This is a genomic window from Mariniflexile sp. (genome assembly GCF_052728615.1).
Genome location: NZ_JBFVFE010000012.1, coordinates 69,185 through 93,941, shown reverse-complemented (window position 1 = coordinate 93,941; position 24,757 = coordinate 69,185). Strand labels below are relative to the sequence as shown.

The following is a 24,757-nucleotide window of genomic DNA, read 5'->3' as shown; positions in this document are numbered from 1 at the left end:
TTTTCCCTATACTTTATCGGCTATTTCACGAGGCAGACTTTCAGTCTGCCAATATAAAACTATGGATTTCCAATCCAAAGAGGTTTATTTTAAAGTCTCTTTTGTTGTACCACAATCAGGCATTTTTGAGCCCAAATAGGGATTGTTTGTTTTTTCGGTTAGGCTTAGCCAATTGGCACCTTTACCGTCCATGGCCATTGGGCAATAGTTCCAATAAAGTGTTTTTCCTCTTAAATTGGTTTCCTTGAGAACGGCGTACAGTTGGTTGGACAAAGTTTCAAAATGGTTTCGTTGCTGGTTTATTTCCATGGTTTTGGACAGTGCTTCCAAGGTTTTTTTCAAATAACTTTCGTTCAGGGCGGTGGCTTTATACAGTAATTCTGTTGCCGCTTTCTGTGCAGATTTGCTGTTGTCATCGGCCAGGGCATTTTCAATGCCCATATACCCTGATAATATGGCATCCATATCATCTTCTATCTTGTTTTCCCCAAAAAAGCAATGGGTGGCACAGGCATGGAGCTTGTAGTTTTTGTGCACATAGCCTATAGCGTTCCCTTTATGGTCCAAAACTTCACATTTTTCGTCGTCCCCTTTAACATAAAGCACAAACTCGCCATTTTTATTATAATATTGTCCTCCTTTTTTTGCTTTTCCCAAGGAATTGCCCTCTGCGTCAAAAACGGCCCCATTTTTTATAAAACCGAGTTTCTTCCCTTGGTTGTTGTATATTATATCCTCCTTGCTTATATAACCAAGTTTTGTTTCACCGTCCAATACCTCGCCTTTACCGTTAATGTACACCTGCCGCTTGGTTTTATCATTGGCTTGTGCGAATGTAGTTTGTGCTGGCAACAGTATTCCTAACAAGAATATGAGGCTGATAATCACTTTTTTTGTCATTTTATTTTTTAAGGTTTAGTGTTTTTAATCAGTCCTTTGATTTTAAAATCTTTTTTGATTCTTCAAATTCTTCCTTGGATATTTCGCCTTTTGCATAACGTTTTTTAAGAATGTCCAGTGGGCTGTCTTTTTTTGATTTTTGATATGGAATATCCACTGGGATAAAAAATATCCAAGCAATAAAGATGATCCATATAATCCACCATATTAGGTGCATGCCTCCAAAATGTCCGTCGTAAAAATGCATAATGTTTTGTTTTAAGTTGTTATTGGTTTATTTCTGTTATTGTGTACCCATCAAGCGCATTGAGTTGCTTTTGCAATTCATCAACTGAAATGTTTTGCTTCGTTGTGATGATCGTAGCTCCTTTTGGGGCTAAAAAAATCTCTGCTTTTTCAATATAGGGATGTTTTTCCAGAGTCTTTTTTACCCTTGCAATACATCCGTTACAATCGATTCCGTTTATTTGATACTTGTGTTTCATTGCGTGATGTTTAATGGTGTTGATGGCCTTTGTGCTCGTCTTTCGGCTTAGCCAAAGGTTTTTCATCTGTATCTTGGGATTCGCTTTGTTCATGCTGTGAATGGTTGTGCCCACTATGGCCATGTGCGCCGTGGGGCATAAATAGGTGAATAGCGAACATCAGGATGATAAAGGCAAAAAGCCCATTATATCCTGTAATGCCCAGTGCGGGGGCGAAAAAAATCAATAGCAACGGAATGCCGCAGCCCAAAACCATCCATATCCAATGACCTTTCATAATTTCTGTTTTTTTTTGTTATACTTTATTTTTAATGGTGCTCGGAATGATTGTCCCCGGCGTTCTTTTCCTTGTCCATCATATCCATTCCTTTCATGTCCATTCCTTCCATGTCCATTCCTTTTTCGCCCATCATATTTTTACAGGATTCCATGCACTCTTCGCTCATCATGCCTTTTTCGTGCATCATTTCCATCATGTTGCCCATCATTTTTCCATCTTTCATCATTTCGTTCATCATGGAGTGCATCATAGGTTTGTTGCCCATCATGTTTTTTACCATCATACTGTCTTTCATCATCATCTGCATACCTTCGCCTTGCATGTTGTCCATGAATTCAGTCATATAATCTGGGTTGTCGGCGATGGCCGCAAAAACCTCGTTGCGTGTCTCTGGGTTTTCCAATAGTGCTTGAGGGTCTGATTCTTGTTTGCAACTGTTAAGGCTCAATAGCCCAATTGCCAATAAAATAATAGTTGTTGTTTTCATAATAATGGTTGTGTTTGATTTATTTTTGTGTTTTATCCAATAAACTCATTTAAACTTTTTTAATGGGCCAAAACCTGCCTTCCGGCAAACAGTAATTGGCCTTCGGCACCCCATTCGTTGCCCTTTTTAATTGCCGCAAGGCCTTTTGAAAAGGTGTTATAAAATCCATGCTTTCCATAGTTTGTGCCATTTTTTGTGCCATTCCCAATAAAAGGATGTAGTAGGAATGCAATACATGGTTTTTTCATCTCGTCATATTTTTTATTTGTTGAAAGTAGTAACTGCCAAATATTTGTACCTGCATAACTTTCGTTCTTATCTATATAATTTCATCATAGAAATTCCGTTTCCAGTTTTCTGTGTTTTTATAGTCCGTCATACTCATTCCCACTACTTCCTTAAACTGTCTGGACAGGTGGTTTACGCTACAGTAATCCAATAAGTAACCTATATCGGAAAAAGAGTGTTGTTTAAGCTGGATGAGCTCTTTTACCTTCTCTATCTTCAGTTTGATGAAATATTTTTCAATGGTGGTCTTTTCATTGGCTGAAAACAATTTGCTCAATATCTTGTAATCGCGATGGAGTGTTGATGCCAAAAGTTCAGATGTCTTTACTTTTATATTAAGTGGTAGCTCTTGCAATGCTTCAATCAAAATAATTTTGATTCTTTCCACAAGCATGTCTTCTTCACTTTGTACAATTTCAAAACCATTGGCATGGAGAACATTTGTTACATCGTTAATAATTTCAGTCTTGGTTTTCTTGGGCGCTTCTACCAACAGCCTTCCCAGTTCCAATGAAAGCACCGTTACTCCCAGTGCTTGCAGTTCTTGCTTGATTACTTTCAGGCAACGGTTACAGACCATATTCTTGATCCAAAATTCTTTTGGTTTGCTCATAGTGTTTTAGCATTTTGCTATTGGGTTTTAAGCCCAATAGTTTGAAAGGCTTTGCCCTTACATGATTAGTGTTGTAAGTAGTTTGTTGAAAAATAGGTACAACAATGGCTGGCCAGTAGTAAAATTGGGGCTATATTGAAAGTGCAGATTAAATTTAACCTGCCATGTAGAAAATCAAATTAAAAAAGTCTGGTGGAGGACTTGCATGTCCTTGGATAACAAGGGTGGTTTGTAATGTTGAAAAGGAACCACATTTTTGTCTAATCCTTCAAAAAGATCGATGTAAGAATAAAGGAATGTACTTAAAAATAACAAAGTTTGGGTTTCAGCTTCAGGATTTGAATTTGTTAAGGTTTTGTCCCCTAGTTTTAAAAAGGTAATGCTGTTGCAACAATCCTTTTCCTGTAAAGTGCATTTTTTTGCTGAAGGAATATTTTTTTGGATTTTATCTTTACAAACCTGGGCTTTACCAAGAATGGCCGTACCAACTAGTTTGTTACAGCAAAAATGCATGTCCACCTTAAAGGAAGATGTGCTGAACAGTATTGAAACCGTTAAAAAAAAAGACACTATTTTGGCAAAAAGATATTTCACATGTCAAATGTACGAAAAAAATGGTTGGTTTAAAAAATTACATAGAGATAATTAAGTATTGTTTAACATCGTTATTATTGATCTAAAAAAATATCTCGAAGCTCTGAGGGGGGGGCAGCAGAAAAAGTTAAGGAGGGTTCTCTATTTTGATACCTCGATGGCTCTGCCCCAGGGGGCGTTTATTATCAAGTTAAAGGTTAAAACCCTGCTCCCGTATAGCTATCGGGATTCATTGCAGTTACTTTAGTTTCTATAAATGTTTTAGCCACGTCCCGATAGCCATCGGGAACACAAATAATTATGTGTTTTTTCCCTATACTTTATCGGCTATTTCACGAAGCAGACTTTCAGTCTGCCAATATAAAACTATGGATTTCCAATCCATAGTGGTTCATTTGTTTGAAAAAAGAAAAAATCTTAATTATTACAACCCTAATTTTAGAGATAAAATGAAAATATGATTTTGGTCATAAAAAAAAATTGATGAATCCTTTTTATTCGCAGTTCTAAATTCTCTTTTTTTGTTGACATTTTTTTTTGCTGTAAAAAACGAGGATATAAAGAGGATATAAATAGGTTGGGTTCTGGTAAACGGGAATTGAAAAAGAACCGGTTTAAATCGGTTCAAAATCTAAATATTTGTTAAACAAATGGATTTTAATCATTTTTTTTTAAATTTGCAATATCAATGAAAATTTTTTTTTATAAAATATCATCTTTTTTGATGGCGCTTTTAGTGCTGTTTTCAACCGTGTCTTTTACTGTAGAGAGTCATTATTGTGGTAATGTTCTGGTTGATTACTCTTTATTTAATGAAGCTGAAAGTTGCGATATGGATATGGACCAAAGCATGCATGTGCATCAAATGAAAGCATCAAAAGATACCTTTACAGAAAAAAAATGCTGCCACGATCAAATAATCATAAAAACCGGACAAGACAATTTAAATATCTCGATTGATAATCTTAGTATTGATCAGCAAATATTTGTTGTTTCGTATGTATATACTTATTTAAACCAATTTGAAGGATTAAAATATAAAGTCCCTTCATTTTCGGGTTACCCACCACCCTTTATTGTCAAGAATATCTACAAGCTTGACGAGACCTATTTAATTTGATTTTCCCAAATAACGCACTTTATTGTCCAATGGATGTTTTTCCATTAGGATAGCTTTCTGCCTGCCCGTTGGCAGATAGGTATTCGGTATTATCTTAGTACCAATGTTTAATTGTTTAATTATCAAAATTTATGTTAAATAAAACTATCCGTTATTTTCTTGAAAACAAGTTAGTAACATTTATATTATTGCTTGCCTTTATTGTTGGTGGTATTGTTACCGCTCCATTTGATTGGGAAACATCCTTATTTGAAAGAAGTCCAGTACCTGTTGATGCCATTCCAGATATTGGTGAAAACCAACAAATTGTATTTACCGAATGGGCAGGCCAATCGCCCCAAGATATTGAAGATCAAATAACCTACCCTTTAACAACAGCTTTACTTGGAATTCCTGAAGTAAAAACCATTAGAAGTAATTCTATTTTCGGACTTTCAAGCATTTACATTATTTTTAATGATGATGCGGATTTTTACTGGACAAGAACCCGTATCCTTGAAAAATTGAATTCATTGCCACCAGGAACCGTTCCCGAGGCGGTTACCCCGGCACTGGGGCCTGATGCTACCGCTCTGGGCCAAGTATATTGGTACACCTTGGAAGGAAGAGACCCGAAGACAGGTAAGCCTACAGGGGGTTGGGACCCTCAGGAATTAAGGACCATTCAAGATTTTTACGTTCGTTATTATTTAACAGCTTCTGAAGGTGTTGCGGAAGTTGCTTCCGTTGGTGGTTTCTTGAAAGAGTATCAGATTGAAATAGATCCAGATGCCATGAAAGCCAACAATGTCAATGTTGAAAAAATCATGAACGCCGTAAAAAATAGCAACCTTGATATTGGTGCGCGGACCTTGGAATTCAACAGAACAGAATACCTTGTAAGGGGCTTAGGTTATATTAAAAACCTCAAGGATTTAGAGGAAAGTGTTGTTGCTGTAAATGAGAACGTTCCAATACGTTTAAAAGACGTGGCTAAAATACAATTTGGTCCTGCCGGACGTAGAGGAGGCTTGGATAAAAGCGGCGTTGAAGCCGTTGGTGGGGTTGCCGTAGCGCGTTACGGAGCAAATCCTTTGGCAGTTATAAACAATATTAAAGATAAAATTGCAGAAGTTGCACCAGGCTTACCTTCAAAAACATTGGCAGATGGTACGGTTTCAAAAGTAACCATTGTGCCGTTTTATGATCGGTCTGGTTTGATTCAAGAAACATTGGGCACTTTAGAAGGAGCGTTATCTCATGAGGTTTTAATAAGTATTTTAGTGGTTATTATATTGGTATTGAACTTAAGGGCTTCCGTATTAATTTCCATGCTACTTCCTGTTGGGGTGTTAATGACATTCATTTTAATGAAATATTTTCATGTAGATGCCAACATTGTAGCACTTTCTGGTATAGCCATTGCCATTGGCGTCATGGTGGATGTAGGCATTGTGTTTACCGAAAATATTATAAGGCACATGGAACTGCCCGAAAATGAAGGCGTAAAAGGAAAACAATTAGTGCAATTAATTTACGTGGCAACTATTGAGGTAGCGAGTGCCATAGTAACAGCTTTGGCAACGACTGTTATTAGTTTTTTACCGGTTTTTGCTATGCAGGCGTCAGAAGGTAAGTTGTTTAGACCTTTAGCTTTTACAAAAACATTTGCATTGGTGTCGTCATTAATTATTGGAATTATGTTCATTCCTGCATTGGCACATATTTTATTTTCAATTAAATTAGATAAAAAGAAGACAAGTAGAATCTTCAATTCACTGTTAATTGGTTTCGGACTTGTATTTTTAGTAGCTTATGGCAGCGTTATCGCTATTGCCTTAATTTTAGTGGGGATAAATAATTTATTAACTATTGTTCCTCCAAGAAGTTTATTTAAAAACCGTATTCAATTACCGTATTCTGAAAAAATTGCAAATATTGTTAATATTATAATTACGGCTTTAGTTGTTGTTTATTTCTTAACCATTGAATGGTTGCCACTTGGAGCTGCAAATTCAACATTTGTAAACTTAATTTTTGTAGCGCTATTACTGTGTGTTATTCTTGGGGCTTTAATGGCCATTGTCTACTTTTATGTACCTATTTTAAAATGGTGTTTGGTCAATAAATGGAAATTTTTAATGCTCCCGCTGTTTGTCCTCATTTTTGGTGCTGTAGCCTGGTTAGGAATCAATAAAACTTTTGGGTTTTTACCAGAACCAGTTAAAAATACCGATGCTTGGGCAAGTTTAGAAAAAACCTTTCCGGGTATAGGCAATGAATTTATGCCGGCATTAAACGAGGGTTCTTTTTTATTGATGCCCACTACCATGCCCCACTCAAGTATTACAGAGAACATGGAGACTCAGGCAAACCTAAACAGGCATTTAATGGCCATTCCTGAAATTGAGTCTTCAGTAGGTAAATGGGGACGCGCTAATACGGCATTGGATCCCTCTCCTATTTCCATGTACGAAAACACCATCAATTATATACCCGAATATATGGTAAATAAAGATGGCCATAGAATTAGTTTCAAAGTAAATAAAGACGATGCCTTTATGTTAAAAGATGGAACTACCTATAAGTTTGGCGAAGATGATTTTAGGAAAATAACCAAAGATGAGTTGATACCAGATGAAAAAGGCGAATATTTTAGGCAATGGCGCCAAAAAATAAAAAAACCAGATGATATTTGGAATGAAATTGTTGATCACGCAAAATTTCCTGGGTTAACGTCCGCTCCAAAACTGCAGCCCATCCAAACACGGTTGATCATGTTGTCTACTGGTATGAGGGCCCCTATGGGCATTAAAGTATTTGGCCCAAATTTAGAGACCATTGAAAAAGTGGGTTACGAGTTTGAAAAAATACTACAGGAAGTTCCGAGTATTAGACCAGAAACCGTTTTTGCCGATAGAGTGGTTGGAAAGCCCTATTTGGAAATGAAATTGAAACGACAAGCCATGTCCCGTTACGGCCTAACCGTAAAAGATATGCAAACCTATATAACCGTGGCCATTGGAGGAATGAAACTGACAACCACTGTTGAAGGCAGGGAACGTTTTCCTGTTAGGGTGAGATATGCAAGAGAGTATAGAGACAACCCAGACGATATTAAAAAGATTTTGATACCAACTCCTGCTGGAGTTCAAGTTGAATTAGGGGAGTTGGCAGATGTAACCTATGTTAGAGGCCCACAAATAATTAAGAGTGAGGATACCTTTTTAACGGCCTATGTTATTTTTGATATGAAAGATGGATTTGCCGAGACCAATGTGGTGGAAGATGCCCAAAAGCTTATTAAAGAGAAAATAGATTCGGGTGAATTTAAATTACCTGCTGGTGTAACCTATCGTTTTACAGGAAATTATGAAAATCAAGTACGTGCAACAAAACGTTTGGCAATTGTGATACCGATAAGTTTATTATTGATATTTATCATTTTATTTTTCCAATTTAAAACGGTCATTGCATCATCCATTCACTTTTCAGGGGTTTTTGTGGCATTTGCAGGTGGTTTTATCCTTATATGGCTTTATAGCCAACCTTGGTTTTTGAATTTCAGTTTTGCCGGCGTTAACATGCGCGATCTGTTCCAAATACACACCATTAATTTGAGTGTTGCCGTTTGGGTAGGATTTATAGCCTTGTTTGGTATCGCGACAGATGATGGGGTAATTATGGGTACTTATATACATCAAACTTTTGAACGAAACAACCCACAAACTGTTGCAGAAGTTAGAGCTTCAGTAATTGAAGCTGGTTCAAATAGAGTTCGACCCGCCATGATGACTGCCGCAGTGGCAATTATTGCGTTGCTTCCAGTTTTAACAGCCACCGGAAAAGGAGCAGACGTTATGATACCTATGGCAATACCAACTTTTGGAGGAATGACTATTCAAATCATGACCATGTTTATTGTTCCTATCCTGCAGTGTTTTTGGCGTGAAGGTGTTATAAATAGGGAAAACAGGAAAAAACTGAAAGAAGTAACTAACTAAAAATCAAATGATGAAAAATATAAAAATAGTTTTTAGCCTCTTTATACTGCTGCTTGTGCAATTTGCACAAGCACAGCAGGAATTAGATGGCTATTTAAAAGTAGCCGCATCCAATAATCCTGGATTGAAAGCTATGTTCAATGATTATATGGCCGCCATGGAACTAGTGCCACAAGTGGGTACTTTACCCGATCCTACTTTTGCTTTTGGGTATTTTATCCAGCCTGTAGAAACAAGGGTTGGGCCGCAAAGGGCAAACTTTAATTTAATGCAAAGCTTTCCATGGTTCGGCCTATTAAGTGCCAGAGAGGATGTTGCGACCGAAATGGCAAAATCAAAATATGAAGATTTTGAAAATGAAAAGTCCAATATTTTCTTTGAAGTGAAAACAGCCTATTATAACTTTTATTTTATTGAAAAAGCCATAGAGATAACTAAAGAAAACATAGAAATTTTAGAGGTTTTTAAAAGGCTTTCCTTAGTAAAAATTGAAGCAGGTACGGCTTCGGTAGTTGATGAGTTAAGGGTTGAACTGGAGATTAACGATCTAGAAAACCAATTGGCACTGTTTTTGGATACAAAAGATGCTTTCAGAATAAAGTTCAACAACTTATTGAACAGGGATGATATTTCAGAAATAATAGTGCCTGATGTATTGTGGCAAAAAGAAATACCATTGGAACAATTGAATATGCTTGATGAAATCTATGCTTCAAACCATCAAATAAAAAGTATAGAGCATAAGTTGAACGCCTTTTTAAATCAGGAAATTGCAGCAAAAAAGGAAGGGCTACCCAAATTTAATGTGGGTGTAAATTATACCATAGTGGGAAACAACCCTATGTCAACCGCATCGGATAATGGTAAAGACGTGTTATTGTTTCCATCGGTAGGTGTCACAATTCCTATATATCGCAGAAAATATAAAGCGTTAATAAAAGAAGCGCAATTCAGACAAGAAGCTGAAATATCCAGAAAAGAAGATAAAAAGAACGTTTTAAGTTCGGTTTATGAAAACACATACAAAGATTTTAACGATGGCAACAGGCGTATTGCTTTAAATTTAAGGCAATCTGAAATCGCAAAAAAAGTGTTGGACATATTAATTGTTTCGTACTCTACAAACGCTAAGGACTTTGAAGAAGTGTTGCGCATAGAGCGCCAATTACTAAAATACGAATTAGAACATCAAAAAGCATTAACAGATAAAAATGCCGCAGCGGCATTTATGGATTATTTAATAGGACAATAAAAAAAATAGAAATGAAAAAATATAAAAATCATATCATCGGAATTGGTATTTTGATTATCGGAATTATCGTAGGAATTGTGTTTTCCGGCGATGGTTCAAAAAAGGCTCATGATGAATCTGGGCATGAATTTGTACAAGACCCTGTTACCCAACTTTGGACCTGTGCCATGCACCCCCAAATTAAAATGAAAGAACCTGGCAATTGCCCGATTTGCGGCATGGAGCTTATCCCTTTGAAAGGAAACGACACTACTGAAAAAATAAGCGACGAGGAAATTGTACTGAATCAAGAAGCCTACCAACTCGCCAATATACAGACTACGGTAGTTGAAAAAGCCAACGCTACAAAAGAGATACACTTACTGGGAAGGGTTCAGCCAGATGAGCGGAAATTGTTTTCTCAAGTTTCGCACATACCAGGCAGAATTGAACACCTGTATGTTAATTTTACAGGAGAAAAAGTATCATTTGGACAAAAAATAGTCCGTATTTATTCACCTGAATTAATATCCGCGCAGAAAGAGCTTTTTGAGGCCATTAAATCTAAAGACATCTATCCGCAATTATATACGGCTTCACGCAATAAACTGAAGTTATGGAAACTAAATGAAGCCCAAATTAATGCCATTGAAAAATCTGGTAATGTGAAAGAAGAAATAGATATCTTATCTGATCATTCGGGGTATGTTATGAAGAGGGATGTAGAACTTGGAGATTATGTAAAAGAGGGAAGTGTTTTGTTTGACATCGCAAATTTAAGTACTGTTTGGGTGATGTTTGAAGCTTATGAGTCTGATATTCAATGGATTCATATCAATGATGAGTTTAATTTTACGGTCCAAGCACTTCCAGGTAAAACGTTTAAAGGAAAAGTTACCTATGTAGATCCTTTTGTTTCGGCATCGACAAGAGTTGCTAAAGTTAGGGTTGAAGTAAATAACCCATCCAATTTACTGCTGCCAGAAATGTATGCCACCGGAATTGTAAGTGCAAAATTGGCCAATGCGAAAGAGGCCATAATAATACCAAAATCGGCCGTACTGTGGACCGGAAAAAGAGCGGTGGTGTATGTTAAGGTACCACATGAAACAACCATTTCCTTTATTTACAGGGAAGTTGCTCTAGGAGCAGATTTGGGAGATTTTTACATCATAAATGACGGATTAATGGAAGGTGAGGTTGTTGCCACCAACGGGGTATTCAGAATTGATGCTTCGGCCCAATTAGTTGGCAAAAAAAGCATGATGAACCCTGAAGGAGGCAAGGTAAGCCTAGGTGGCCATGCCGGAATGGATATGGGCGGTGATAAAAAAGCAAGCGGCGCAGACCATAGCAAAATGGACATGGGCGATTCAAAAATGCAAGACCAAACAGGCACAGACCATAGCAAAATGGACATGGGCGATTCAAAAATGCAAGGACAAAAAGACACAGACCATACTAAAATGGAAAATAATACCAGCCATATCGATATGAACCAGCGCATTGCCACAACCAATGCCTTTAAAAGCCAATTGGAACAAGTGTTCAATGCCTATATTAAATTAAAGGATGCCTTGGTTGCCGATGACAGCAGTACGGCAAGTGCTTCGGCCAAAACGCTATTGGGCGCCATGAAAAAAGTGGATATGAAACAATTGTCTGACCATGCAGCACATAACCACTGGATGACCATATCCAAAGAGATCACAGGGTCTGCGACCTCTATTTCAGAAATTTCCGATATCGAAAAACAGCGCGGTCATTTCAAGCATTTATCGGCACATCTATCCAAGGGCGTAAAACTGTTCGGTGTCAACCAAAAAGTTTACGAGCAATTTTGCCCAATGGCCGACAATAATGCCGGTGCCTATTGGTTAAGCCTTACCGAACCTATTAAAAATCCATACCTCGGCGCAAAAATGCTGACTTGTGGTGATGTAAAAACAGTAATAATGAAATAAATAAAAACTTTAAAAAACAAAACAGATGAAAAATTTAAAATTAAAACCAGTCCTAATGATAGCCTTAATAATGGGCATGTCAAGTGTTGTTTATGCACAGCACGACCATGGCAAGATGAACATGAAACAGGACGATCACAGTATGATGGACCATGGCAGCAATATGGTAAAGTTAAACGATAAGAACTTAACCAAAGCATACATGCACTATACCATGATAAACGAGGCCTTGGTTGAAGCCAATCCTGAAAAGGCACAAAAAGCCTCCAAAATGCTTGTTGGGGCTTTAAAAAATTACGGAAAAGCAACAGGTGCGCAAAAAGTAGCGGAAGAGATGGCTTCAAAATCCAATATTATGGATCAACGCATTGTTTTTTCAAAACTTACAACGGCATTTGAGCCTTTATTAAAAGATAACGTAACCGAAGGTGAAATTTACAAGAATTTTTGTCCTATGGCAAATGTGGATGGTGCCTACTGGTTTTCAAATTCCGATAAAATCGCAAATCCTTACATGGATAAAGCTATGGCAACTTGCGGCAGTGTAAAGGAAACATTTAAGTCTATGTAATTAATAGCAAGAGCTGGTTTATAAATGCCCTTAACAGCATTTTTAAGCCAGCTTATTAATCCAAAAAAAAATAAGATCATGAAAGAAATTAAAGCATTTATCCGCACAAGCAAAGTAAATGATGTAGCAATGAATTTACAAAAAAACAATTTTTGTTGTTTTAGTGTTTTTGAAGGCGATGGTTCCGGGAATTTTTCCGATCCAGATAAAGAATACCCAAGTTTAAAGCATCCTTATTTGCACTATAAGATTGCAAAATTGGAAATAGTATGTAAAAAAGAGGATGAAAACACAATTGTTGAAATAATAAAAGAACACGCACATACAGGTAAAAGCGGTGATGGGTTGATTTATGTGAGCAATGTTGAGAGCCGTTTAAGGATTAGAACCGGCGAAAGAAATGAGTAACAGCTAAAAATATTTGTGCATGGACGCATTAAAGGTGCTGATAAAAATACAGACCATGGCAAATTAGATACATTTTAGATAAAATTATGTAGGGTTATCATTATAAAATTATGATATTTGTATTGCGTGAAAAATAAAAAGTATGATACGATCATTAAATGGTCCTCGTGTTATGGATAAGAAGAAAAAAGAACATAGAATATGAATAAGAAAAAAGAATATAGAACATAGACCAAAAGACACGGAAATTTCACGCAATAAAAGTACCGTCTCTTTTCCATGTTCTATTCTCTATATTCTAAACCATTTATTACCAAATAGTTAAACTAAATTTATTCGTATGAAATGGGCCATGACAAAACAGCCGGTACCAACCGAAATGTTAATTGGCGAAATTGAAGATTCACGAACACCTTTAAAAATCAATTATTCAGGATGTGAATAATGGCATCTGACAATTAAAAACAAATAAATATCAACAGATGAAACACACATATAAAATAACAGGAATGACTTGCCATGGTTGTAAAACCAATGTGGAAACTTCTTTAAGTAATTTAAAGGAGGTCACCAAGGTAGAAGCCAATTTGGATACAGAAGAGGTTACGGTCGAAATGACTTCGCATGTTTCAATCAATACCTTACAGGAAAGGCTCTTAAAATCCGGATTGCATTACACCATAGAAATGCCTGGGCAAAACAACGGGCACAAACATCACCATCATGAACCGGAACAGCATAAAAACGGGAGTGGGGTTTATTATTGTACGATGCTTTGCGAAGGCGATAAAACCTATGATACCCCAGGAAAATGTCCTGTTTGTAAAATGGATTTGGTTGAGAAACCATTGGAAGGCCCTACTGCGATCTATACCTGCCCCATGCACCCTGAAGTGGAAAGCGATAAACCGGGAACTTGCCCAAAATGTAAAATGAAGCTTGTGCCAAAGGATGCAGAAAGCCATACCCATGAGCATACCCATGACCATAAGCACGGGCATCAAGCAGAACACCACCACCATCAAGAACCTGTAAAACAGGGCAATGGCGTTTTTTATTGCCCTATGCACTGCGAAGGTGAAAAAACATACGAACAGGCAGGCAGTTGCCCGGTTTGCGGTATGGATCTGGTAGAGCAGCCAAAAGCGGTCCAAGACGTACAATATACCTGCCCCATGCACCCGGAGGTCATTAAGGATTCGCCAGGGTCTTGCCCTATTTGTGGTATGGATCTAGTGCCCATGGAACCTTCTGAAAGTGATGAGAGCAAAACCTATAGGAAGCTGCTCAAAAAAATGAAAATAGCAACACTTTTTACCGTTCCGGTGTTGTTCATTGCCATGGCAGATTTTTTTTCCAATAACTTTTTATTGGATTATGCATCGCAGGAAAACTGGAACTTGGTACAGTTTGTACTATCGTTGCCAGTGGTGTTCTATGCCTGTTGGATGTTTTTTGTGCGTTGCTGGAAATCCATAAAAACATGGAACCTCAACATGTTTACCCTTATTGGCATTGGTACAGGGGTCGCTTTTCTTTTTAGCGTGTTCGGGATGGTTTTCCCGGAACTTTTCCCAGACCAGTTCAAAACCGAAGCAGGTACTGTTTTTGTTTATTTTGAGGCCACCACGGTTATTTTAACACTGGTATTGTTAGGACAGCTTTTGGAAGCCAAAGCGCACAGTCAGACCAGTGGCGCCATAAAGGAATTATTAAAGTTGGCACCTAGTGAAGCCACATTGGTGACTCCAGGAGGCGAAGACAAGGTCATTTCCATACACGATATTAAAAAAGGGGATTTATTGCGCGTAAAACCAGGGGATAAAATTCCGGTCGATGGCAAAATCCACGAAGGACATGGAGTTATCGATGAGTCCATGATTACCGGAGAACCCATCCCTGTTGACAAATCCGAGGGCGAAGCCGTAAGCTCCGGCACCATAAATGGCAACAAATCCTTTGTTATGGTGGCAGAAAAAGTGGGTTCCGAGACCTTGTTGTCACAAATCATTCAAATGGTAAATAATGCCAGCCGCTCGAAGGCGCCCATACAAAAACTGGCCGATAAAATCTCTAAATATTTTGTGCAAGTTGTTATTGTAATTGCGATACTTACCTTTTTAATTTGGCGTTATTACGGTCCGGAACCGGCTATGGTCTATGCTTTTGTCAATGCTATTGCGGTATTGATTATTGCGTGTCCCTGCGCAGTTGGTTTGGCAACACCCATGTCTGTAATGGTCGGGGTTGGAAAAGGCGCTTTAAATGGGGTGCTTATCAAAAATGCGGAAGCTTTGGAAAATTTAGACAAGGTCAATGTATTGATAACCGATAAAACGGGCACCATTACCGAAGGCAAACCATCGGTTGAAAAAGTTGTGGATTTATCCAAAACCAATGACGACAAATTACTGCTTAAGTACATCGCTTCCGTTAACCAATATAGCGAACATCCCCTTGCCGAAGCCGTGGTAAATTATGCCAAGGAAAAACAGATGGCATTGGAAGAAGTGAAGGATTTTGAAGCCGTTACCGGAAAAGGGGTTGTAGGAACGGTAGGCACCAACAAAGTGGCATTGGGCAATAAAAAATTGATGCAAACGGTAAATGCATCAATCCCAGAAGCGATAGACGCCAAAATTGTTGAAGAACAAAAATTGGGAAAAACCGTATCCTATATTTCGGTCAATAAAGAGGTTGTTGGTTATGTATCCATAACCGATGCCATCAAGGAAACCAGCAGACAGGCCATTGCAGCCTTGCAAAAACAAGGGGTCGATGTAATTATGATGACCGGTGATAATGAAAACACCGCTAAAGCTGTATCCTCGGAATTAAATTTATCAAGCTTTAAGGCCGATTGTTTGCCCGAGGATAAATTAAGGTTTATTGAAGAACTGCAAAACCAGGGCAAAGTGGTGGCCATGGCGGGCGATGGCATTAACGATGCGCCTGCATTGGCACAAGCGGATATTGGTATCGCCATGGGAACAGGCACAGACGTAGCCATTGAAAGCTCTGAAATCACACTGGTAAAAGGCGATCTGTTGGGCATTGTAAAAGCCAAAAACTTAAGCCACGGCGTTATGAAAAACATCAAACAGAATCTGTTTTTTGCATTTTTCTATAATGTGCTTGGGGTACCATTGGCAGCAGGTGCACTGTACCCGGTGTTTGGGCTATTGCTTTCGCCAATTATTGCAGCGGCAGCAATGAGTTTCAGCTCATTCTCGGTAATTGCAAATGCGTTGCGATTGCGAAATATAAAATTGGATAAGCAATAATTTAATTAGAATAACTTTTAATATAAATAAAAAAACATGAAAAAATCAGCAAAACAATTCGCTTTAATAGTGGTAGTGGCTTTTAGTATAGTGGCCTGTAATTCAACAACCAAACAAAATAATGCAAAGGAAACGGCTGTTGTTGTCCCACAAAAAGAGATTAATGGGGAAACCCAACAGGAGTACCAAGTAGGGGCTCAAGTGCCAAATGAAATGGTCTGTATGGTAAACGATGCGTATATGGGCAAACCCCAAATACCGGTTCCTGTCAATGGCAAAACCTACTATGGATGCTGCCAAATGTGTGTAGGCACCTTGAACAACAATCAGACTGCCAGAACAGCTAAAGACCCTTTTAGTGGTAAGTCTGTGGATAAAACAGAGGCATACATTGTGTTGGTAAAAAAAGAAGGAGACGTCGCTTATTTTGAATCCAAGGAAAATTATTTGAAATATAAAAAGTCAAAATAAAAAATTTCTTGGGCCAACCATCCCCGAGGCAAGCCATCGGGTTCATTTTACCCGAAGCCAAAAACCGCCGAAATTGGTAGTTCTTACCTGTCCAAAGGAGAGGTAAATAGATAACCCCACCCTAAGGGTCTCATAATCTTTAATCTTTAGATCAAGGCTTTTTTAATTGGATTAAAATTAATCTATTTCACTTAGAAAAACCTATTTAACAAGTCAAAAATGAAACCATTAGAGGCAAATGTTTTTATTGTTATTCTTTATTTTTGATGTTGTATTAAACCAGTTCAATAAAAGCAAAAAACATGAATAGCTTAAAGTATATTATTTTGTTCCTAGTATCCTCGGGGTCTGTATTTGGACAGTCTGTGGAAGGAAACATCGACAATTTACCTATCAAGGAATACACCATAACCATTGGTGAAGAAAAGGTCAACAAAGCAGGGAAAAAAGTTAAGGGCATGACCATAAACGGCAGTATTCCAGGGCCTGTATTGGAATTTACCGAAGGGGAATATGCCGTGATATATGTTAAAAACGACATGAGCGTGGAGACCTCCGTACATTGGCACGGACTTTTATTGCCCAATTTCTATGATGGCGTGCCCTATTTGACCACGCCACCCATTGAACCCGGACATACGCAAAAATATGAGTTTGCCTTAAAACAATCAGGCACCTATTGGTACCATTCGCACACGCTCCTACAGGAACAGAGTGGGGTTTTTGGATCCTTTGTTATCCATCCAAAGAAGGAAACTTTAAAGTATGATAAGGAATTGGTGCTTATGCTATCCGATTGGACCAATGAAAACCCTATGGATGTATTGCGAAACCTAAAACGTGGCAACGAATGGTATGGCATTAGAAAAGGAACTGCCACACCATTGAACAGGGTCATTGCAAGAGGTGCATTTGGTGCTCAATTGGATTTTTGGAGGCAACGTATGGAAGGTGCCGATATTGCCGACGTATATTACCCTGCCTTTTTAATAAATGGGGAAGAAAAAATTGAATACCCGGCATTCAAACCCGGTGAAAAAGTCAGAATACGTATTATCAATGGTGGTGCATCTACCTCGTTCTGGATGACTTTTGGCGGTGAAGACCCATTATTGGTGTCGGCAGACGGTATTGATGTTGAGCCTACAGTAAAGAATAAAACATTTATCGGCATCGCGGAAACCTACGATTATATTGTAACCATTCCGCAAGAGGGCAAAATAGAATTCAAGATCATGGCGCAAGATGGTTCAGGTTTTGCTTCGGCATTTTTTGGCAATGGAAAAGTGCAGGCTGCCGAAACCTTGCCAAGACCGGATAAAATAGGAATGATGAAGGAAATGGCCAAAATGGATATGAAAATGGGAGCGCACGCTCTAAAATATCGCCCAAGCAAAGATGAAAGCATCGAAATGAAAAATGAGTATGGCATGCAAAAGGATGGGATGAATATGGATGCGATGAACATGGACGGGATGAACATGGACGGGATGAACATGGAAAAATCCAAGACAGATGATACAAAGGCCATGAAAATGGAAGGCATGAAAATGGATAAGGATTCCACCATGGCAGGAATGCATACAGACCATTCCAAAATGAAAGGAATGGGTGATAAAATGAATGATGATGATGCTATGAAAGGCATGCAGATGAATGAGCAAAAGGATACTATGAAAACGGGCAATATGGAAGGCATGGATTTGTTTTCGGAATATAATTACGACTTTCTGAAATCACCTGAAAAAACGAGCTATCCTGAAGGTACTCCAGTTAAGGAAATTTTACTGAACCTTACAGGGAACATGCAACGCTACATTTGGAGCATGAACGGTGTTCCACTATCTGAAACCGATAACATCAAAATAGAAGGCGATCAGGTTACCAGGATAACATTGAACAATTTAACCATGATGCACCACCCCATGCATTTACACGGGCATTTTTTTAGGGTTATCAATAAAAACGGGGAATATTCGCCGCTAAAACATACGGTCAATGTACCACCAATGCAGGCAGTGACCATTGAGTTTTATGGCAATGAGTATGGCGATTGGTTTTTTCACTGCCATATCCTATATCATTTAATGGGCGGAATGGCACGCGTTATGAGCTATGATACACCCCCCGATGTTCGTATGAAGGGTTTTCCGGCAGCCATTGCAGTGGCCGAGACCGACCTCTATTATTCTTGGGGGATAGTTGATGCATCTTCCCAAAGCACGATTCTAAATTTGGTGACCTCGAACATGAGAAACCAATTTAATGCCACAGTTGAATATGGATATAATGAAAATCTGGAGGCGGAATTTACCTACGAGCGCTATTTGCACGACTATTTAAGGGTGTTTGGGGGTGTAAATATTGAAAATAAAACAAAAGACAGCTTTGATGAATTCAAGACCATAGGTGTTGTTGGCCTACGCTACTTAACACCATATCTTTTTAGTCTGGACGCTCGTATAGATAGCGAGCTTAGAACAAGGATTGGCGTTGGACGTAGCATTATGTTGTTTCCAAGATTTGCCGTATTTGGCTATTACGAATACCAATTGGATTTTGGTTGGGTAAACTCCTTGCCGTCTGGTATTAATACAGAATCTGAAACTGTTTGGAGCGCTGGAGCCGAATATTTTCTATCCAGAAACGTATCGTTGTTGGGAAGCTACGATAGCCGCTTTGGCGGCGGTGGTGGCCTGTCGGTAAGATTTTAATATTAAAAAGTTTTAAGTACATGACAAAATTTTAAATAATAAGTTCAAATCATTAAAAATGAGCTCTTTAATAATTCCTCCCCTTTTTTTAAGGGGTAGAGCCTGTACCGATTTTTCGGTATGCCGATAGGCGGAGGGGTTAACGATAGAAGCTATTTAAATATCAACGAACTGTTTTTGTCATGTACTAAAATTAAAAAAACAAAGTTATGATGTTCACATGGATTATAATATTGGGAGCAGTTGCCCTGGGGATTATCCTATACGCAGGTAAAAACGGAAATAAAATACTGAAAAAAGAAAGTCCGTTGGATATTTTAAAAAAACGCTATGCCAATGGTAACATATCCAAGGAAGAATACGAAGAACAAAAACGAATTATTAATTCAAAAAAATAAAAAGATGAACTATTATTTTAATAAAACCCTCAAAGAGGATTTTAATACCGTAATTGAAAGAGTTACAGAAGAACTTAAAAAAGAAGGTTTTGGTATTTTAACAGAAATAGACGTAAAGGAAACCTTAAAAAAGAAATTGGATATAGATTTTAAAAAGTACAGAATATTAGGCGCCTGTAACCCACCTTATGCACATAAGGCATTACAGGCAGAAGATAAGATTGGTACCATGTTGCCCTGCAATGTCATAGTCCAAGAGATTAATCCCGGAATTGTAGAAGTGGCAGCTATCAACCCCATGGCTTCCATGATGGCAGTCGATAACAAGCAATTGATGGAAATTGCCGATGAAATAACGGCTAAGCTTAAAAATGTAATTGAAAAACTTTAAAAAGGAATAAACACTAAAACAAATAAAAATGAGAAAATTAAAATTATCAATGGGAATTTTAGCAATAGTATTTGCAACCCTAACTGTAGTATCTTGTAAAGATGCAAAAAAAGAAAACAACAATGAAGATGGGCACCATTCTGAAATGTCTTCCGAAGAAAACCACATGGAAATGAACAATGAAAGCGAAGAACATCACCACCATGAAGATGGCGATGATGACCACGACAAAGGGTCTGCAACTGAATCAAGGGATATAGCAGCTTCCACTCAAAAAAACGGGGCTACTTCAAAAATCATTGATGGCTACTTGCAAATTAAAAACGCATTGGTAAGTGATGATGCCACCGCAGCAGCAAAAGGAGGGACAGCATTGCTTACGGCATTTTCAAATTTTGATAAGTCCAAATTAGGAGAAGCACAGCAAAAAGAATATATGGAAATTGCCGAAAGTGCTAAAGAACAAGCAGAGCATATTGTAGAAAACCCTATTGACCATCAACGAGAGCATTTTGAGACATTAAGCACAGATATCTCTGATCTAGTAGCATTATTGGGTACAGATAAAACCTTGTACCTAGATTATTGCCCCATGAAAAAAACAAGTTGGTTAAGTGAATCAAAAGAAATCGAAAATCCATTTTTTGGCAGTAAAATGTTGACTTGTGGCTCTGTAAAAAAACAAATTAATTAAATGAAGATTGTTAAGATCATAGTATTGGTTTTACTGGTAGTGTTCGTGGGAATCCAGTTTGTTTCCACGGCGCGCAACCAAAGTGACAGTACACCCAAAACAGATTTTATGTTGGTCAATGATGTTCCAAAAGATATAAAGAACAAGTTGGAAATTTCCTGTTATGACTGCCATAGCAATAATACAGCGTACCCTTGGTATAATAAAGTGCAGCCTGTTGCTTGGTTAATGGAAAACCATATTAAAAACGGAAAAGAAGAATTGAATTTCAATGAATGGGCAGACTATTCAGATAGACGAAAGAAGAGCAAATTAAAATCAATTATAAGTCAGATTGAAGATGATGAAATGCCTTTGGGTTCTTATACGCTCATCCATAAAAACGCAAGCTTTTCAGAAGATGATAAAAAGAAAGTCATTACGTGGTTGACACAATTAAAGGATAATTTATAAACAATAATTTAAAAACAAATAAAAATGAAAAATTTAAAAATGAGTATGGCAGCAATGCTAGTGTTAACAGTTTCTTTTACCAATGCACAGGAAAAGGAAAAAATGAACCACGACCATGGCACCATGAAAATGGATCATAGTAACATGAAAATGGACAAAATGAAAGACGCCAAAGCCGAGGCGGTTCTTAATGATTATTTTATGCTGAAAGATGCATTGGTAGGCGATGACACTAAAAAAGCGGCAGAGGCCGGAACTAAACTGGTGGCATCTTTTAAAGTTTTTGATATGACCAGCTATAACAAAGAAGAACAAAAAGAGCTGGCCGATATTATAGAAGATGCCACAGAACATGCCGAACATATCGCTAAAAGCCCTATAGACCATCAACGGGAGCACTTTAAAACCTTGAGCAAGGATATTATGGATATGGTGGCCATTACAGGAACAAAAAACACCTTGTATCAACAATTTTGCCCAATGTACGATAAAGGTAGTGCCTGGTTAAGTACAAGCAACGAAGTAAAAAACCCATATTACGGCAGTAAAATGCTTAAGTGCGGGAAAGTGCAAAAGGAGATCACTAAATAGTGCATATCCACTACATATAAGTGAATGGAATATCCAATACATAAAAAAGGAAAATCAAACTCTTCATTGTTGATTGGTTTTTAGTTGATCCTTTTCCTTTTATGATATAAGGAAAGTCCTAATGCGGGAAGGATAAAATATTGTTAATTAGTATTGAACCCTTCCCTGGTTAGGCACAATAAATTATTTAAAAATGGGCAATTGGCTTGATTAATAGTAGCCTATGTATGGCAAACAAGAACTTTTGAAAAAGAGTGTTAGTGAAGAGTACTTGATTTCAATCGCATCGGATTTTTTAGGTCAAAATAATAAAGATAAACACTATATATAGATGAAAGAATGTTGTAAAACCGGTAGTGAAAAAGAACAAGAACCAAGAAGCTTGAAGACATGGTTCAACTACGTTTTATATGCAATTATAGCAGCTATACTTATAGGGACTCTAGTGATGCAATTGATTGGACAATAGAACTCATCTTGACTTTTTGTTTTTAACCGTATCCCGATATATCGGGATACTCAGATGCGCCTATTTTTGAGAGGCATAGCATCGCTACGCATAAGAAAATAGACGAAACATGGGCGAATTTCAGCTATTTTTTAGGAAATAGAAAAAGTCAAGATGAGTTCATAATTTAAAACTCTTGAAAATGAAAACAACAACCCTTATTTTTATTATACTGTTAAACTGTTTTGGCTCCTTCGCTGAGGTATTTCCTATGAATGGAAATTCAGTGATTTTCAACGCAACAAAAATTAAGGCAGAAGCATTGGCTTCCACTAATTTTACTACCACGGCTACAACCATCGCACAAGATGATATTACTGCCGGATTGGATGAGTTCCCCAACTTACACCCTTTGGTCGTACATTTTCCTGTCGTACTGCTCTTACTCGCTGTGTTGTTGCAGCTTATCCAACTTTTTGTATTGAACCGAACATTGGATTGGGTCATATTGCTAACGGTCGGTGGGGGTTTTATTGGGGCTTATGTGGCCGGTACATTTGTGCATCCACATACCGAAGGGCTTACTGAAATGGCAAAAAGGGTTTTAGAACAGCACGATAAGTATGCCGATTGGACTTTGTGGTCCAGTGCTTTGGCGGCTGTATTAAAAATAGTAAGCCTCTTTTGGTACAAATTAAAGCGGAGTTTTGAAGTTGGCATATTTGTGGTCATGGCATTTGCAGCGTATTCCGTTGCACAAGCAGGGCACTATGGTTCACAATTGGTATATATAGAAGGTGTTGGCCCACAGGGGAAATATTTGGGAGATGAAAGCGAAGAGAACCACGAAAATGATGACGGTCACTCCCATTAAACATAAAAAATGAGAAAAGGATTTATAATAACAGCTGTAATAATACTTGTTGCGTTATTCGCCACTATTTTTTGGTTTCCTTTCTTGTGGTGGGCTGGTTTGATTATCCTTCCCATCCTTGTTCTCGGACTTGTGGATTATTTTCAAAAATCAAGCAATATCAGGCGAACCTATCCCTTGCTTGGTAGAATCACCAATTTCCTTGAAGAGCAACGCCATGTTGTTCAGGAATCGCTATTGCTCAACCGTACCGAAGGAAAACCTTTCAATTGGATCCAAAAGGAAATTGTCTATAAACGAGCTGCAAATACGCTTATGAATCAACCTTTTGGCACTCAGATTCCGTATGACCAAGTAGGTCGCGAGTGGTTTACCCACTCCACCTATCCTGCAAACCAAATCAATGACGATTTTAGGGTTCTTATAGGAAGCTCCCATTGCTCAAAACCTTATTCTGCCAGTATCCTCAACCTTGCGGGCATGAGCTTTGGTTCCATAAGCAAAAATGCCACCCTTGCTTTTAACGGCGGTGCAAAAATAGCAGGTTTTGCCCAAAACACAGGCGAAGGAGGATTTACGCCCTACCATCAAAAATACGGTGCGGATATTATCTTCCAATTCGGAATCGGCTATTTTGGATGCCGTGATGCAGAAGGAAATTTCGATGCTAAAAAATTCACGGACATCGCGTCCAACGAGGTAGTGAAAATGGTTGAAATAAAAATATCGCAAGGAGCCAAACCTGGCTATGGAGCTATTTTACCGGCAAAAAAAAACACAAAGGAAATTGCCGATTTCAGGGATGTGGAACAGGGAACGGAAATACATTCCCCAGCCTTTCATTCGGCATTTGGCAATGATGTAGAAATGCTAAAGTTCATTAGTGATTTAAGGACACTCTCCAATGGAAAACCCATTGGTATAAAATTATGTATAGGCCAAAAGGACGAGTTTGAAAGCATGGTTAAAACCTTTGCGGAAAAGCAAAATTACCCAGATTTTATCGCCATTGACGGTGCCGAAGGAGGTTCCGGTGCCGCCCACATGGAGTCCTTACACTGGGCCGGTATGCCAATAATTGAGGCGGTCCATTTTGTAAACGGCATCCTTAAAAACTATGGGCTTCGCGATGAAATAAAAGTAATGGCAGCGGGCAAGATTATATCTGCTTTTGATATCTATAGAATGTTGGCACTTGGCGCAGATACCTGTTATAGTGCAAGAGGGATGATGTTTGCCTTGGGCTGTGTGCAATCGCTCAAATGCAATTTGGATACCTGCCCTACGGGAATTACCACAATGGACCCTTCCCGAGTGGCTTCCCTCGTGGTATCGGACAAGAAAACCAAGGTTGCCAACTATCATAAAAACACTATTGAAGGTTTTAAGGAACTACTAAAATCAATGGGGCTGGAGAATAGAAAAGGCATCAACAAAAAATATATTTTACGCCTAATGAACGAGAATGGAACCAAAACCTACCAAGAGATATATCCGAATTGATTGGATGGTCCA

General features: G+C 38.2%; 25 protein-coding genes. 17 read left to right on the top strand and 8 right to left on the bottom strand.

Annotation, left to right across the window (positions count from 1 at the left end):
* Positions 1 to 84: 84 nt before the first annotated feature.
* From ACU1LP_RS07105 to ACU1LP_RS07070, 8 genes are all read right to left on the bottom strand, one after another.
* On the bottom strand, positions 85 to 900 hold the full coding sequence (locus tag ACU1LP_RS07105; RefSeq protein ID WP_445735936.1) for a DUF3347 domain-containing protein: 816 nt from the start codon (positions 898 to 900) through the stop codon (positions 85 to 87).
* Between the two features lie 28 nt (positions 901 to 928).
* The gene (locus ACU1LP_RS07100) at positions 929 to 1,147 is read right to left on the bottom strand and encodes an SHOCT domain-containing protein (RefSeq protein ID WP_445731909.1); all 219 of its coding nucleotides are present in this window, start codon (positions 1,145 to 1,147) and stop codon (positions 929 to 931) included.
* Positions 1,148 to 1,166: 19 nt separating this feature from the next.
* Positions 1,167 to 1,385 carry a heavy-metal-associated domain-containing protein gene (locus ACU1LP_RS07095; protein WP_445735935.1) on the bottom strand — a complete coding sequence of 73 codons (219 nt, stop codon included), beginning with the start codon at positions 1,383 to 1,385 and terminating at the stop codon, positions 1,167 to 1,169.
* Positions 1,386 to 1,395: 10 nt separating this feature from the next.
* Positions 1,396 to 1,662, bottom strand: coding sequence for a hypothetical protein (locus ACU1LP_RS07090; RefSeq protein WP_445735934.1), 267 nt, complete (start codon positions 1,660 to 1,662; stop codon positions 1,396 to 1,398).
* 31 nt (positions 1,663 to 1,693) lie between these two features.
* Complete coding sequence (locus ACU1LP_RS07085; RefSeq protein ID WP_445731912.1) at positions 1,694 to 2,152, bottom strand: hypothetical protein; 459 nt, start codon at positions 2,150 to 2,152, stop codon at positions 1,694 to 1,696.
* 59 nt (positions 2,153 to 2,211) lie between these two features.
* Positions 2,212 to 2,400 carry a hypothetical protein gene (locus tag ACU1LP_RS07080; protein WP_445731913.1) on the bottom strand — a complete coding sequence of 63 codons (189 nt, stop codon included), beginning with the start codon at positions 2,398 to 2,400 and terminating at the stop codon, positions 2,212 to 2,214.
* Positions 2,401 to 2,471: 71 nt separating this feature from the next.
* Positions 2,472 to 3,053 (bottom strand): helix-turn-helix domain-containing protein, encoded by a 582-nt coding sequence (locus ACU1LP_RS07075; protein WP_445731914.1) that lies wholly within the window; start codon positions 3,051 to 3,053, stop codon positions 2,472 to 2,474.
* Positions 3,054 to 3,227: 174 nt separating this feature from the next.
* The gene (locus tag ACU1LP_RS07070; RefSeq protein ID WP_445735937.1) at positions 3,228 to 3,599 is read right to left on the bottom strand and encodes an HYC_CC_PP family protein; all 372 of its coding nucleotides are present in this window, start codon (positions 3,597 to 3,599) and stop codon (positions 3,228 to 3,230) included.
* Between ACU1LP_RS07070 and ACU1LP_RS07065 the strand changes: the two genes are divergently transcribed.
* From ACU1LP_RS07065 to ACU1LP_RS06985, 17 genes are all read left to right on the top strand, one after another.
* Positions 3,529 to 3,702: a hypothetical protein gene (locus ACU1LP_RS07065; RefSeq protein WP_445735938.1), complete on the top strand. Its 174-nt coding sequence runs from the start codon at positions 3,529 to 3,531 to the stop codon at positions 3,700 to 3,702. The genes ACU1LP_RS07070 and ACU1LP_RS07065 overlap by 71 nt on opposite strands.
* Positions 3,703 to 4,335: 633 nt before the next feature.
* Positions 4,336 to 4,767 (top strand): HYC_CC_PP family protein, encoded by a 432-nt coding sequence (locus ACU1LP_RS07060; protein ID WP_445735933.1) that lies wholly within the window; start codon positions 4,336 to 4,338, stop codon positions 4,765 to 4,767.
* Positions 4,768 to 4,898: 131 nt separating this feature from the next.
* A complete protein-coding gene (locus tag ACU1LP_RS07055; RefSeq protein ID WP_445735932.1) occupies positions 4,899 to 8,750 on the top strand; it encodes an efflux RND transporter permease subunit in 3,852 nt (1,283 codons plus the stop codon).
* A gap of 7 nt (positions 8,751 to 8,757) precedes the next feature.
* On the top strand, positions 8,758 to 10,002 hold the full coding sequence (locus ACU1LP_RS07050) for a TolC family protein (protein ID WP_445735931.1): 1,245 nt from the start codon (positions 8,758 to 8,760) through the stop codon (positions 10,000 to 10,002).
* An 11-nt stretch (positions 10,003 to 10,013) separates the two neighbouring features.
* The gene (locus tag ACU1LP_RS07045) at positions 10,014 to 11,945 is read left to right on the top strand and encodes an efflux RND transporter periplasmic adaptor subunit (RefSeq protein ID WP_445735930.1); all 1,932 of its coding nucleotides are present in this window, start codon (positions 10,014 to 10,016) and stop codon (positions 11,943 to 11,945) included.
* 25 nt (positions 11,946 to 11,970) lie between these two features.
* Positions 11,971 to 12,516 carry a DUF3347 domain-containing protein gene (locus ACU1LP_RS07040; RefSeq protein WP_445735929.1) on the top strand — a complete coding sequence of 182 codons (546 nt, stop codon included), beginning with the start codon at positions 11,971 to 11,973 and terminating at the stop codon, positions 12,514 to 12,516.
* A 78-nt stretch (positions 12,517 to 12,594) separates the two neighbouring features.
* The gene (locus ACU1LP_RS07035; protein WP_445735928.1) at positions 12,595 to 12,924 is read left to right on the top strand and encodes a P-II family nitrogen regulator; all 330 of its coding nucleotides are present in this window, start codon (positions 12,595 to 12,597) and stop codon (positions 12,922 to 12,924) included.
* 482 nt (positions 12,925 to 13,406) lie between these two features.
* The gene (locus tag ACU1LP_RS07030; protein ID WP_445735927.1) at positions 13,407 to 16,208 is read left to right on the top strand and encodes a heavy metal translocating P-type ATPase; all 2,802 of its coding nucleotides are present in this window, start codon (positions 13,407 to 13,409) and stop codon (positions 16,206 to 16,208) included.
* A 36-nt stretch (positions 16,209 to 16,244) separates the two neighbouring features.
* Positions 16,245 to 16,679 carry a hypothetical protein gene (locus ACU1LP_RS07025; RefSeq protein ID WP_445735926.1) on the top strand — a complete coding sequence of 145 codons (435 nt, stop codon included), beginning with the start codon at positions 16,245 to 16,247 and terminating at the stop codon, positions 16,677 to 16,679.
* A 302-nt stretch (positions 16,680 to 16,981) separates the two neighbouring features.
* The gene (locus ACU1LP_RS07020; RefSeq protein ID WP_445735925.1) at positions 16,982 to 19,393 is read left to right on the top strand and encodes a multicopper oxidase domain-containing protein; all 2,412 of its coding nucleotides are present in this window, start codon (positions 16,982 to 16,984) and stop codon (positions 19,391 to 19,393) included.
* Between the two features lie 209 nt (positions 19,394 to 19,602).
* A complete protein-coding gene (locus tag ACU1LP_RS07015) occupies positions 19,603 to 19,791 on the top strand; it encodes an SHOCT domain-containing protein (protein WP_445735924.1) in 189 nt (62 codons plus the stop codon).
* A 4-nt stretch (positions 19,792 to 19,795) separates the two neighbouring features.
* Entirely contained in the window at positions 19,796 to 20,182 is a 387-nt protein-coding gene (locus tag ACU1LP_RS07010) for a DUF302 domain-containing protein (RefSeq protein ID WP_445735923.1), read from the top strand.
* Positions 20,183 to 20,210: 28 nt separating this feature from the next.
* Positions 20,211 to 20,876 (top strand): DUF3347 domain-containing protein, encoded by a 666-nt coding sequence (locus ACU1LP_RS07005; RefSeq protein WP_445735922.1) that lies wholly within the window; start codon positions 20,211 to 20,213, stop codon positions 20,874 to 20,876.
* A complete protein-coding gene (locus ACU1LP_RS07000; RefSeq protein WP_445735921.1) occupies positions 20,877 to 21,329 on the top strand; it encodes a heme-binding domain-containing protein in 453 nt (150 codons plus the stop codon).
* A gap of 24 nt (positions 21,330 to 21,353) precedes the next feature.
* On the top strand, positions 21,354 to 21,920 hold the full coding sequence (locus ACU1LP_RS06995; RefSeq protein ID WP_445731176.1) for a DUF3347 domain-containing protein: 567 nt from the start codon (positions 21,354 to 21,356) through the stop codon (positions 21,918 to 21,920).
* A 650-nt stretch (positions 21,921 to 22,570) separates the two neighbouring features.
* Positions 22,571 to 23,242: a DUF2231 domain-containing protein gene (locus ACU1LP_RS06990; RefSeq protein WP_445731175.1), complete on the top strand. Its 672-nt coding sequence runs from the start codon at positions 22,571 to 22,573 to the stop codon at positions 23,240 to 23,242.
* 9 nt (positions 23,243 to 23,251) lie between these two features.
* Positions 23,252 to 24,745, top strand: a complete 1,494-nt coding sequence (locus ACU1LP_RS06985; protein WP_445735920.1) for an FMN-binding glutamate synthase family protein — start codon at positions 23,252 to 23,254, stop codon at positions 24,743 to 24,745.
* Positions 24,746 to 24,757: the final 12 nt, after the last annotated feature.